Source organism: Stieleria maiorica (genome assembly GCF_008035925.1).
Classification (GTDB): Bacteria; Planctomycetota; Planctomycetia; order Pirellulales; family Pirellulaceae; genus Stieleria; species Stieleria maiorica.
The window spans coordinates 1,098,247-1,111,506 of sequence record NZ_CP036264.1 but is presented as its reverse complement, the minus strand read 5'-3'; the positions used below and the strand labels follow the sequence as shown (position 1 = coordinate 1,111,506).

Genomic DNA, 13,260 nt, shown 5'->3' with positions numbered 1-13,260 from the left:
GCCAGGCGTTGGGGTCTACACAAGTCGGCGCGGCATCGAAGACAGGGCCCCCTCATCCCCGGCCCTTCTCCCCCGCAATGCCGGGGGAGAAGGGAGCCATGGTAGGTTGTGTAGCATCCGTCCCCTGGTCGAATCGAATCGCGGGTCGGTCGTCCCCGCAGGTATATTGCTCGCGTCCGAACCATCCAACCACTCATCGTCCCGCCTCCCCATTCGCAGCACTCCGGCGCTGTTCCAAGCGGTCGAAATACAGATCCAATCCTGACCGCCAGCGTTCGGGGACTTCGCGACGGTCGCGTCCGACCGACAGTGCGGTTGCCGACTGGCGCGTAAGGGCGAGTTGATTCAGCCCTTCGCCCAGCAACGCGATCGCCGCCTGATCGGTCTCACCGCCCTGCCCTCCCCCGGCGCTTCCTCCGCCACCGCCGCCGCCTTCAGGGCTGACCTTGTTGCTCCGCAGCAACAACTCGATCGCCTCGGTTTGCGCCGCCACGGCGACCGGTCCGGTTTCCGGTGTGACCAACGTCTTGGATGCGTCGACCATCGCTGCGATTGCCAACGACAGCACTTCGATCTCTTCTCCAAAGTTCAAGGCCCCATCGGGCAGTGCTTCGATCGTGTCCACCACGGCGTCCAATCGGTCACGCACCACATCCTGTGATTCACTCAACCGGATCGCTTCGCTGAAATAATCCGAGCTCGCCATCGCCGTGCGTCCCTGCTCGGCGACCCGAGTCTGTTCGCGCAAGGTCACTTCGGCCTCCAAGATCCGCAACACTTCCACGACCAATGCCGGTGAAAGCGACTTTTTGTTTTGTGGTCCCGATTCAGCCTGCTCCGACCCTGGATCCACCAAGTCGTCGGCCCAGCGGTCCAAGTTATCTGCCCAGTACTCGGCCACGCTGATCGAAACGCCCGGGCGCCGCACGACGCGGTCTTTCGACGCGTTCAGTTGTTCCAACACTTGCGCCTTTTTCATTTCATCCAGCACCGACTGAAAGTGCTTGATCTCACGTCGCTCGCAAAACGCTTCCAAGTCGTCCAGGACGGTTCGGACCCGCGATGCAGATTCGTTTGCGTCGGCAACGACCGATTCCAAACGATCGCCGTTCGCGTCGGCAGCCCCACCGAACGTGGATTCGATTCCGCGTCCCAATTGCATCGCGATCCGATCTTGCAACCGGCTGACCGACTTCAAGCGTTTGACCAACGTGCTGCCTTCCATGTTTCCCATCAGTTCCTTCAACTCTTCGGCGACCGCATCAAACTCCGCGACCAGATCGGTTTGATCTTCGATCGCGATCTGCAGCGCGTCTTCCTCGGCGTCCTCGGTCTCCTCTTTGTCCGACCGTTTGGAAGTGTCGATGATCGTCGTTCCCGCCAAACCGATTTGCTGTGTCGACTGTTCATCATCGCTTTGCGGGGAATCTTCCGCGGTTTCGTCACCGGGCTGTTCAGCCAGCGTCCCCTGTGAACTTTCCTGCCCCGCCAGGTCCGCGAATTTGGAATCTTCGTCGTCCTGTTTGGACGCATTCTGCTTGGAAGCTTTGTCCAGCAGATCGGCGACTCGGGGCATCCGCTGGTCGGACAATTGCTGCAGCGTCTTGATCGTCGCGGCAAGTTTTTCGACATAGTCGACCGCGACCTCATCGTTCCCGGCCGCCTGTCGCAATAACGATTCCCCCTCGGCGGTCAACGATTCCAATTGGCGACCGTTAAACGCTTCGGCGCGGGCCTGTTCGGCCACCGCGGCGCGCCAATCGTCATCGCGCTGTGCGTCGCCGACTTGAGCCAGTTCGCGATTGCGTGAGAACAGATTCAGTTCTCGATCGCGAACATCCATCGCCGATTGACGCCACCGCGCGAATTGTCCGGCGATCCATACGGCATGCTCGTCGGCGGTCAGAACGTTGATCGCAACCGGATCCGAATACACGCGTTCGCGTCCCGGGAAATCATCTTCGGCCCAAAACACCACACGGACTTCGCCCGGCGGAGCGTCCAGTGAGGTCGCTTGGAACACGGCCGCAAACGAGCCGGAATCGTCGCCGGATCCCAAGACGCGTTCTCCTGATTCCGCGAGATCATCTCCATTGGCGGTCGACCACTGCATCCCGACCCGACGAATCCCAAAATCATCGCGTGCGGTCACGGTAAACCGCAACGCTTGGCTGTCCAGCACGCGTGGCGGAATCCCATCGTTGTCGACCATCAACGTCGGACGCTGATCCGCGACACGATCTGCCGCGACGACCATCGGCTCGGCAGCCGTCAGTCCGTCTTGATCGGTCCAGTCCAACCGAATGCTCTCGGCGTCGGGCCCAAGCTCCGCCGCAAACCGGTTCCCCTGGACTTCGACCGGCGCTGCGTCGACCGATGCCGACGCCAGAACCGACGAGACGGTCAAACGGAGCGTCGCCGCCGCACCTTCGACGATCGTGATCACCCCGTCACTGAAATCGGTCTGCACCGTGCCACCGTCACTGCGGTGGGAAAGGTACTCCGGCAACCGGACCGTCGCGACAACGTCCGTCAGTTCCGGCCGCAACTTGGGAAGCAATCGGACCTGCCCCCTGGCATCCCCGATCCTCAGCTGTGCCGACGCAGGCTCGAACATCCTCGGAAGCAAGAATGCATAGCGTGCCGCTTCGGTCGGGTCGGATCGGATCAAGCGGGCCGTGATTCGCCGGTCACCGATCCGAAGTGTCGCGTCGCGCGGAACCCAGCGGCTGTCGGGGTCCAATGCCACCATCCAATCCGCCGGCTCGTCGCGCGGCACGATCTTTTCCTCCGGAAGCGACGTAAATTTCACGAACGTAAAACGCTCGATCGTCGCCAGCGGCGCGCCCAAACGCGACGCCGTATTCCAAACCATCGCCGGCGCAACCGCCAACACCACGACGGCGGGAGCCAATAACGCGATCAACCCGCGAACCATCACGCCCGCACGTGACTCGGGAAGTGCCTGATGAAAGTCTCGCGCTGTGGCTTCATCGGCCACCTGCTCAAGCGCCGCGACACACAAGGTCACCGAACGAGCCTGCTCCGCCTCACAGTCCGCCAACTCCAACGCACCGACCAAATGATCGCCGTACACGGGGTCTCGCCGCCGGATCACTGCCGCAACACCCAGCGGCGATCGACAATCCCAAACGACCTTCCACAGACTTAACAAAGCGATCCCCGACGTCGCGCCGATGACGGCGAACAAGATCAATCGAACCGGGCCAGGCGTCTCGATGAACCGATCGGCAAGCAGCAACACCCAAAACACCAGCATCACGACCAACAAACATCGTACCGCGTGGTCACGGGCAACCTGCCACAACAGCGCTCGCCGAAACGCAGCCAGCTTGCCGAGCAAACGGGCGGGGATCGCGATGTGATGCTGCTGGGGACGGGGCATGGGGGTGGGGAGGTGGGAGGTGGGAGGTGGGAGGTGGGAGTTGGGAGTTGGGAGTTGGGAGTTGGGAGTTGGGAGTTGGGAGTAAGAGGAACTTGAAACTTGAAACTTGAAACTTGAAACTCAAACCCCTCCGGCCCATTTCCTTGCGATCCAAAACAGGGTCAAACCGGCGATCATCGCGGACAACACGGCGGGATGATTCCACCACTGGATCCGGCGGGTCGTCGAGGGGTCGGGAGGCAGGCGGTTGAGTCGGTCGACGAGCTTCGGGATTTGGTTGGACATGAACGTCTGACCGCGGCCGACCCGGGCGACTTCACGCATTATATCCCAGCGCGCCGGTCGCCCCAGCTGCTCCCCTGCCCTGCCCTGCACCGCGATCCGGGCGGCGACGGTGGACGCTTCGGTGGGGTGCCGGAGTGTGGCAGTGTAGACGCCGGACTGGTCCAGTTGGGTTTGCGCGACGAAGACGCCCCACTGCGAATCCTGGCGTTCCAACTTCACCAATTCACTGACGCCAGACGGGGACACGAATTCGACGGTCGCAACGTCGGCTTGCGACGGCGCCCCGTTGCTGGTCATCACACTGGCCCGCAGCGTGACGGTTTCACCCAGCTGTGGTTGGTCGGGTCGATACGACAGCCGCATCGTCTGGCCGACCGCCATGTTGCGTTGATACGCCATCCAACGAATCACTTGTCCCCAAAATCGATAGTGATACTTGTCTTCGACCCCCATCCGCCAACGCCAAACGGCATCGCTGCCCATGAACAGCACCTTGCCGGCTCCGGCCGGGCGAGTGACCAACAACGGCAGACGTCCGTATTGGTTGCTTGAATCGGCATGGACCGCCAACACTTCGCTGCCCGCTTTGGCCCGCGTCACCGGGGCGTGCCAGTAGAACCCGGGCAACGATTCCCAAACCGCCCAGTTGGATTGCGGGTCATCGTCCAGTGCCGTCAGAAGACTGCGTCGCCCTGGGCCGGTCAGTGCGAATGCCCCCGGTGCGACGTTGCCGACTCCCCGCGGCACGGACGCATCCAACAGGACGGGAAAGAGATCGCCCAACTCACTGGGCACCAACGACGACTGTCGGCCCCGCATGCCGGGCATCAGAACCAGTCCCACCGCTTGCTGCTCGACCAGCCCACGAATCTGACCGCACTGCTGGACCGTCAGCTGTCCCTCGACGACACCGACGTCGCCCAGGAAGATCACGTCGTAAGAAGCCAGTTCGGCGGGATCTTCCGGCCAGGACGCCAAGTAGTCTTCGCCGCCACCACCGACACCCGGCAACTGGGGATGAAACAGCAAACAGGAAACGTCGATTCCCGGATCACGTAACAGTGCATTGCGCAGATAACGGTACTCCCAGCGTGGTTCACCGTCGACGATCAACACACGCAGCTTCTCTTCGCGAATCTCGATCGTCTTGGTCAGGCGGTTGTTCTCCCGATTGGTCTCCGATTCCTGCACGGGCGTTTCGACGGTGATCGCAAACGTGCCCGCCTGCTCCGATTGCCACACGAACGCACCGTCAAACCGGCCGCCTTGGTCGAGGGTCACTGGTTGCGAGTCAACCTGGGAATCGTCTTCACGCAGCGACACGCTGACGTCGCGCATCTGGTCGTACCAATTTCGAAGCGTAAACGGAATCCGCACGGGCTTGCCGACGACACCGAAGGTCGGAACGTCGGCGCTAACAAGTTCGATATCGGGTAAGCGATCGGGACTGCCGAGGGGGACGGTGTGGACGCGAGCCCGACCGCCGCTGCGTGTGGCCAGTTGTGCCGCCGCCTGCACCGGGGATGGCCCACGATTGAAATCGCCGTCGGACACCAGCACCAAAGCGACGGCGGATTCATAACGCTCTGCGGCGCGATCGAGTGCGCCGCCCAAGTCACTGCCGCCGCCACTCGCCTCGACCACCGCGATGTCCACTTTCTCTAATCGGCGGTCCAACTGCTCCCACGCCGGATCGTCGGCAATGGAGTCGGCGAGCTGTTGCCGACCGACCGCCTCGCCTCCGATATTTACGTCCGCCGTTCGCATGCTCCCCGTGCGGTCGACCAGCACGACGACTTCACCCTTGCGGCCGGAATCGACGCGATACGTCGTCTCGGGTTGCCACAGCAAGATGATTGCGGCTGTCACCAATCCGACGCGCAATGCTTCGACCACCGCCACCCGCCCGCGACGCCCGCTCCGTTGCCAGGCGAGCCATGCAAACCAAACCACCGCCAGGATCGCCGCACCGGAAATCACAACCATCACGATTGCCCCCGCGTCCGCGTCGGCAACGTCAACCAGGCTTCGCACAACATCCCCAGGATCATCATCACCCAGATCGCGCCCCAGATTTCTTGCACCAGACCGCCGCCGGATTCATCTTGTCGGTCGTCCAGGCTGACGCGATTCCAACGGACGTCCCCCAGTAGCGATTGCAGCTGTGACTCGGTGATCGGTTGCCCGTCCGATTCCGCGGCCGGACGGTTGATCGCCACCACGTCGGCAGGACTCTCGACGGAAACCCGCAGGGAAAACACTCCCGCGGCATGCCCGAAGGGAACGGCATCGGCCGCGTCGCTTCGGACGAGCAGTGGTTCGACGAGCAGTGGTTCGACGATCGCGTCGGAGGGTGCTCGATCCTGTCCCGATTGCTGTTTCAATCGCTGGTCACCGATCCCGGCGACCAAGCCTTGATCACCGCCGACATGCAAGGTGCTCGCGCCGAGTGCTTCGGACACCAGTCCATACAAGACCAATCCGTCTTTGACGAACAAGCTGTCACCGTCGATCACGTCGGCGCCACAAAACCAGGCCGCTCCGTCACCGACCCGGATCTTTCCGATCCACAGCTGGTCTTGGCCGATCGTCGCCACGCGAACCAGCTGGCCGTCGATGGAACACGACGCGGCGATCGGCAATTCCCATTGATCGAACGTCGCCTGTTGAACGTCATCACGCGACCACTGGCCCCAGCGGATCGACTGGAATTCATTCTCGCGATCGACATCCATCGGCGGAAAGAAAACGACGCTGCCGCCGCTGCGAAGAAACCGCTGGACGGCACTTGCATCGTCGCCGGTCGGCAGCTGACCCTGCCACAGCCAGCATGCCGCATCACGCAACGAATCTTCGTCGCCCGTCCGCCCACTCCCCTGCCCTGCCCCGTTGGGAACACCGCTGCCGCCTGCGACGATCTTGCCCAACACGTCGGCGGTGACTTCCAAGGCCAGACACGGTGACTCGGTGATCAGGCCGATCGGACGATCCTGATCCGCCCTGGCGACGAAAAACCAATCGTCGTCGGCGACGTTCACGTCCGCCGGAATCGAAACCTGACCGAACACCGCCCCCGCGTTTTGTGGCAATGGCACACGCACCTCGGCCAGCTCGCCCCGACCACCATCGACCTGCACGTCATAGCGGGAGGTCACTCCGCCGACCGTGACCCGCACAGGAATCTGAAACGCAGCCTCGTCGTCGCGCTGGACGACGATCGAAAGCATCAGCTCCTGCCCTTGGTCGTGGTCGACTAAACGCTGGCGGGTCACCGTGACGGACGAATTGACGCGTTGATCATTCGCGACGTCCAGCAAGTGAAACCGAACCCCGGCCCCCATCCCTTCAGCCGCTGCGGCGATTTGAGTCCATAACGGGGCGTCGACGCGCCAATCACTCCCCTGACGATCGCTGCAGACCCAAACGTCGGCGACCGCATGATCGTTGTCGCGGATGGTCTGCATCGCGACATGCAACATCTGGGCAATGTCGGCGGCGGAGGCTGCACCGCTTGTCACGGAAGGATCCGTCAACGCGTTGACGTCCGCCAGCTGGACCGGAGTCAGGCTCACGCTGTCGATCAGTACGACATGTTGCGTCCCAAGCGTACGCAGGGTCTCGGCCAGACGACGCAGCGCGGCCTGTTGGTGAGTCAATCCGGACGGCCCCCGTCGCTGCATGCTGGGGGATCGATCCAAAACCACGATCGACGGTGCCCCGGATACGACTCGACTGGCCGCGATGCCGAAACGGTTGCTGGAAAGGGGGCGCGAGAGTGCAACGATGACGGCGGTGACCACAAGCGTTCGAACCGCCAGGATCAACCATCGTCTCAGCTTTGCCGGACCGCGACGCGATTGGCTGGCACGGCGCAGAAACATCATCGCCGCCCAGGGCGCACTGGGGTGCCGGCGACGGTGAATCAAATGAATCACGATCGGGATCAATACCAATGGAAGCGCCCACAGGGCACCGAGTCTCAGAAAACTCATCCCGCCGATTCTCTTGCCCGTCCCGCCAAAAACCGCATCAGCGATTCCTCGATCGGCCGGTCCAGCATCACGCGGTGGTAGTCGACCGATGTCTCACGACTGATCCGTTCCACCTCCTGCAAAAACTCCCGGACCGCTTCGTCATAACCGGCGGCGATTTCGTCCGGATCCACCAAAATCGATTCGTCCCCCTCCATGTCCTCCAATCGAATCGGCCGATCCCAATTCGGTTGCAACTCCGCGGGATCCATCAAATGAAACAGTGCGACATCATGTTTACAAAACGCCAGATGCTCGACCGCACTCCGCAGCGCCGATGGTTCGAACAACAAGTCGGAGATCACGACGATCAACGCTCTCTGGCGAATCATCTCCGCAAGCCGATGCAGCGTCTGCTCCAGCGTCGTCACCCCGGCGGCTTCGATCCGTTTCAGGCGATCAAACAACAGGGAGACCTGGCCGGCGATTCGTCGTGGCGGCAATAACTGACTGTCGGAATCACTGGCACCGATCATGCCCGCCGCGTCACCTTGCCCGATGGCAATGTAAGCCAACGTGGACGCGATCTGGCGAGCGGCGTGCAACTTGTCACCAAACCCCATCGATCCGCTGCCGTCGACCACCAACACCAGTCTCAGGTTGGTGTCGGCTTCGAACTCTTTGACGTAATAACGATCACTCCGCCCGTAAGCACGCCAATCCAATCGCCGTAAGTCGTCGCCCGGTTGATAGCGTCGATACTCGGCGAATTCGACACTCGATCCACGATGAGGACTTTGATGTCGCCCCGAAACCGTCCCCAACATCGACTGCCGTGCTGTCAACGGGATCGCCGACAAACGCTCCGCAAGCACCGGATCGAAAAACGATTCCGTCACGGTGTTGGGCTGAGAACCAGGCTCGGGCATGTGGGTGAGAGAGGGGAAGGGGTGAGTTGGGAGGTGGGAGGTGGCTGTACGAAAAACTTGAAACTTGAAACCTAAACCAACCGCGCAACAATCTCGCGTGCCGAAATCCGTTCGGCTTGCGCGGCGAAGGTTAATACCAGGCGATGCGACAGCACGGCCGGCGCGACGGCCAGGATGTCTTCTTGGCGAACCATGTAGCTGCCGTACAGGGCCGCTCGGCTTTTGGCCCCCAGGATCAGACTTTGCACGGCCCGTGGCCCGGCGCCCCAGGCGACCAGGGGGATCAACCAGTCCGGCGCGGTGCCACCGTCGGGACGGGTTTGACGGACCAGTTTGGCGGCAAATTCGTACAGGTGATCGGGCACCGGGACCCGCCGCACGACGTCTTGGTGACTCAAGATTTGCTCGACCGACAACAGCGACTCCAACACCGGCTGTCGCTCGCCGGTCGTCATCCGCGCGATCTCGATCTCCTCCGCCTCGCTGGGATACCCCAGTTCGATCAGCGACATGAATCGATCCAGCTGAGCTTCGGGCAACGGGTACGTCCCCTCCTGCTCCACCGGGTTCTGGGTCGCCAACACCATGAAGGGCGACGGCAAGGCGAATTCTTTACCCAGCACCGTCACGTTGCCTTCCTGCATCGCCTCCAATAGCGCGGCCTGAGTCTTCGGCGGGGCGCGATTGATTTCGTCGGCCAGCACGACGTTGGCAAAGATCGGGCCGCGGACGAACTGGAATTCCCGCCGCCCCTCGGGGGTGTCCTGCAAAATGTCCGTCCCGGTGATGTCCATCGGCATCAGGTCCGGCGTGAATTGAATCCGGCTAAAACTCAGCGACAACGTCTCGGCGAACTTGGCCACCAGCAACGTCTTGGCTAGTCCCGGCACCCCCACCAAGAGCGCATTACGGCGGGCAAAAAAACAGATCGCCAATTGCTCGATCGCTTCGGATTGACCGACGATCACACGTGACAATTCGGCCCGCAAATCCGCATACGCCTGCTGCAGCCGATCGATCGCGTTGACATCATCACCGGAAAGATCTCTCTGCGCCGATCCCGTCTGTGCGGTTTGAGCCTGTGTTGCTTGAACCTGCGATGCTTCAACTTGTCCAGACATAGACCTCAGACGACGATGCTCGGGGCGTGAAATTCGAATCGAGCTAGTGTAACCCAAACCGTCTGGGGGCAAACCCACAGACCGCCCTCCCCCCGGAAATCAGCCGCACCGCCGGTCCACGGATTGAATTCCTCCGATTCCCCGTGGAATCAGCCGTTTGGCGCGAGCCCAATGCCACCTACTTTATGAGCCGACGGCGCTAGCCGCGGGCCTTGGATTGCCCTTCGAGACCTGCAAGGCCCGAGGCTAGCGCCTACGGCTCAGTTTGTGATCGAAAGCCGGAGCCCGAACGCTTGCGCGATTCGGCTGATGTCTTTGGTGCTTTAACGCTGAATCGCTCCGTGCTTGTCTGCTCAATTTGCCGTGCACGACCCTTTGGCAGACCGTAGCGATTGGTCAATCGGGTCGGGTCATTCGCGTCGCGAGGGGAATCGATGTTTTCCCCATCCGTGCCGGCGGCGCGGCCCGAAAACCCTTACAGCGGGGAAGCTGGATGCTTTCGACCTGCTGCTTGAATAAGTGACCGCTGTTTCCCCAACCGAAAGGATTCGACGATGCGTCTCGGACAGCAACTCTTCCTCGCCCTCGTGATCTCGATTGCGGGAATGAGCACTGCCTCGGCCCAGCTTTTTGACTTCAAGAACTGCTACGTCGCAGGTTCCTTCGCCGGTGACTTCCTGACCATGGAAGGGTCCGGCCGCAACACCAACGGCAACTTCGACGCTTCGGGCAAAGAGCACGAAACGAACGAAGCCTATGCGTTCTCTTACGGACGCGAGTTCGATTACTGCGATTACCAGATCCGCCTGGAATCTGAGTACATGTTTCTGGAAGACTCGCAGTTCACGCTGAACAGTTTTCCCGGACCGCCGGGGCCCTACACGTTCTTTTATCGCGGCGCGTTCACCGACCGCTTTGCCGGGCTGTCGAACCTGTGGATCGACAAACCGATCAGTGAGAACCTGGAGGTCTATGCCGGCGGAGGTATCGGCTGGTCGCACTTCGAATTCGCGGCCAACGACGGCGTCGTCTCCAGCGTCAAAGACGATGATGACATCGCCTACCAGTTCGGGATCGGGCTGACCTGCAAACTGCTGTCCAACGTCGAACTGGATTTCGGTTACCGCCGCTTGGATCTTGGCAACGCCAACACGAATCTGGTGACAAACGTCGGCGGTGCCCCGGCAGGGAACCTGAACGTCGACCTCGACTCGGATCAACTGATGCTGACCCTGCGAGTCTTCCGCCGCTAAACCGGCCTGTCGATTTAATCAGCCGTTTGGCGCGAGCCTGCGGGCCCGGCGCGTTTTCACAATGGTCGATGCCCGTACGCTCGCGTGAAACGGCTGATCCAACGTGGGATCGGATTAAACCAACAGGCCGAAACGGTACCGGCAGCAAGGTGATGGGAAGTCAGTCTGACGGGGCAATCCGTGGCGTGACGGGATCACTTCCGCTGCCAATTGAGTTGCACCGACACGTCGCCATCAGCGAGTGTCGTGACGGTCACCGGGTGCATGCCTTTTTCGAGTCGAATCTCGGTCGAATAAGTCTTGCCGCGATCGAACCCGAAATCGGCATCGATCAACGTGGCGTCATGAATCCGCGCGAACGTCGGCGATCCGGTCGAAAGCGTGACCTCATAAAGCCCGGTTTCGGGGGCCACAAAAACGCCCCGAAACCGAACGGCCCCCGCGGCATCTTTCACCGACAAGTCATCCGAACGCCCCGACGCGGCCGGTTGCAATTCGTCGACGTCGGGCACATAGGGAAACGGACCTCGGTAAACGTCGTACGCCCAGCCGGCTTGCTGATCAACCATCACTGCCGGAATCGGAACGTCGTCATAAGGACGCGGCGCCGACGGGTTGGGCCGACGCAGCTGCAACACACGGTCGTGCATCTTCTGCTGCAGCTTGGCGAACTTTTCACCGCTGCCGGCCAAATCTTGCAGCTCTTTCGGATCGTTTTTCAGATCGTAGATCGCGAATGGTCGGCTGTGATCTTGAATGTCGACCCGCACGCCCTTGTATCCGTCGACGAACACGACCTGCATTTGCCGGCGTCGCTGGTTCCGTTTGGATGCCTGGAAATCGGTGTAGGCAGGTGTCTTGCCGCCGTTGAAATACTCGATGTAGACCTGCCCCGGGCGCTGCGTGCCCTTACCCGTCAGTGTCGGCAACAACGAAACGCCGTCGGTGCGTGCCGGCGGTGCGACGCCACCGGCGCGGGCAAACGTCGGCATCCAGTCCTGAAACTGCGAAGGCCAGCGGCTGATCGATCCCGGCGTGATCTGCCCCGGCCACCACGCCAACGTGCCGACGCGAATCCCGCCTTCCCAGACATCCCGCTTGGTGCCGTCGAACGGACCGTAGGACTGAAAGGACTGGGGCGTGTAATTGACGGGTTTGCCTTTCCCGTCACGCAAGTACGACTCGTGGTGCGGTCCGTTGTCACAACTGAGCACCACCAACGTATTGTCGTCGATCTTTAGATCACGCAGCGTTTGCAACAAGTCGCCGATCGAATGATCGATCCGGCGGACCATCGTCGCAAACCGCTCTTCGGCATCCGACCAGCCCTTGCCGGTGTAATCGGGGTGCCGATAGCCGTCGACCGTTCCGACCGCCGTGTTGATCATCGTCCCCGGCTTGCCGAGCCACTTTAATCCTCCGCCCAGACCGTAGCCTTCGGGGAACGGGGTCGACGGCAACTGCAGCGCCGCGTGCGGCGTGTCGTAGGCCAGGTACAAGAAAAACGGTTGCTCCGAACCGCCGTGGACGTGCTTGGTGATCCAATCTTTGCTGCGGGCGGCGAACAGATCCGTCGTGTAACACTTGGCCAAATCCTTGCTGACCTCTCGATCGTTGTGCCAAATCTGCTTGGGCGTGCGATGCAATTCGTTGTCACCCCGATCCCAATGCTCGGCCGGATAATGAACATGCCCGTCGCGGTGACGGACGTATCCGTAGAAATCGTCGAACCCGCGTTTGGTCGGATAGGCCGGCCAATCTGCCGGGGTCCAATCGTCGTCCTTGCCGTTGGTCGCACCTTGCAAGCCATATTTGCCGACCAGCCAGGTCTTGTAGCCGGCCGCCTTCATCACCGTGGCAAGCGTGTGGTTGTCCGCCAGCGCCTTGTCGAACTGATTGTCGCGCACCTCCGCGTGGCCTTGATGCACGCCCGTCAACAGCGACGACCGGCTGGGGGCACAAACCGGCGCCGGACAATAATGATCACGCAACTGCATCCCTTCGGCGGCCATCCGATCCAACATCGGTGTTTGATGCCGCTTGGAATGCACCGAATTGTTCTGATAGAGGACCCCAAAGTCCCCCCAGCCCATGTCATCGAGCAGGATAAAGATCACGTTGGGTTTGGATGGGGCGCCGCTCACTTGGGACGGGGCGGTCGAGGCGAACAGGGCCGCGAAAACGGCGGCAATCGTGACGAAGGAGCGTGGCATCGGAGGGGTAGATGGATTGAGAGACAACTGATTGGCCTAAGACGCGACAGTTTAACAGCTCACCGGCCCGACATCATTCTGC

7 protein-coding genes are annotated in these 13,260 nt (G+C 61.3%); 1 reads left to right on the top strand and 6 read right to left on the bottom strand.

Annotated elements, in window-relative coordinates; all coding sequences use genetic code 11:
• Positions 1 to 193 precede the first annotated feature (193 nt).
• From Mal15_RS03500 to Mal15_RS03480, 5 genes are all read right to left on the bottom strand, one after another.
• Positions 194 to 3,406 carry a hypothetical protein gene (locus tag Mal15_RS03500; RefSeq protein WP_147866496.1) on the bottom strand — a complete coding sequence of 1,071 codons (3,213 nt, stop codon included), beginning with the start codon at positions 3,404 to 3,406 and terminating at the stop codon, positions 194 to 196.
• 120 nt (positions 3,407 to 3,526) lie between these two features.
• On the bottom strand, positions 3,527 to 5,725 hold the full coding sequence (locus Mal15_RS03495; protein ID WP_147866495.1) for a hypothetical protein: 2,199 nt from the start codon (positions 5,723 to 5,725) through the stop codon (positions 3,527 to 3,529).
• Positions 5,677 to 7,683, bottom strand: coding sequence for a BatA domain-containing protein (locus tag Mal15_RS03490; protein WP_147866494.1), 2,007 nt, complete (start codon positions 7,681 to 7,683; stop codon positions 5,677 to 5,679). Before Mal15_RS03490 ends, Mal15_RS03495 begins: the two co-directional genes overlap by 49 nt.
• Positions 7,680 to 8,591 carry a DUF58 domain-containing protein gene (locus Mal15_RS03485; protein WP_147866493.1) on the bottom strand — a complete coding sequence of 304 codons (912 nt, stop codon included), beginning with the start codon at positions 8,589 to 8,591 and terminating at the stop codon, positions 7,680 to 7,682. Before Mal15_RS03485 ends, Mal15_RS03490 begins: the two co-directional genes overlap by 4 nt.
• Positions 8,592 to 8,662: 71 nt before the next feature.
• Positions 8,663 to 9,712 (bottom strand): AAA family ATPase, encoded by a 1,050-nt coding sequence (locus tag Mal15_RS03480; RefSeq protein WP_147866492.1) that lies wholly within the window; start codon positions 9,710 to 9,712, stop codon positions 8,663 to 8,665.
• A gap of 554 nt (positions 9,713 to 10,266) precedes the next feature.
• Here Mal15_RS03480 and Mal15_RS03475 point away from each other — a divergent pair.
• Complete coding sequence (locus Mal15_RS03475; RefSeq protein ID WP_147866491.1) at positions 10,267 to 10,965, top strand: outer membrane beta-barrel protein; 699 nt, start codon at positions 10,267 to 10,269, stop codon at positions 10,963 to 10,965.
• Between the two features lie 194 nt (positions 10,966 to 11,159).
• Here the strand turns inward: Mal15_RS03475 and Mal15_RS03470 are convergent, their stop codons facing one another.
• The gene (locus Mal15_RS03470) at positions 11,160 to 13,178 is read right to left on the bottom strand and encodes an arylsulfatase (protein WP_147866490.1); all 2,019 of its coding nucleotides are present in this window, start codon (positions 13,176 to 13,178) and stop codon (positions 11,160 to 11,162) included.
• Positions 13,179 to 13,260 lie beyond the last annotated feature (82 nt).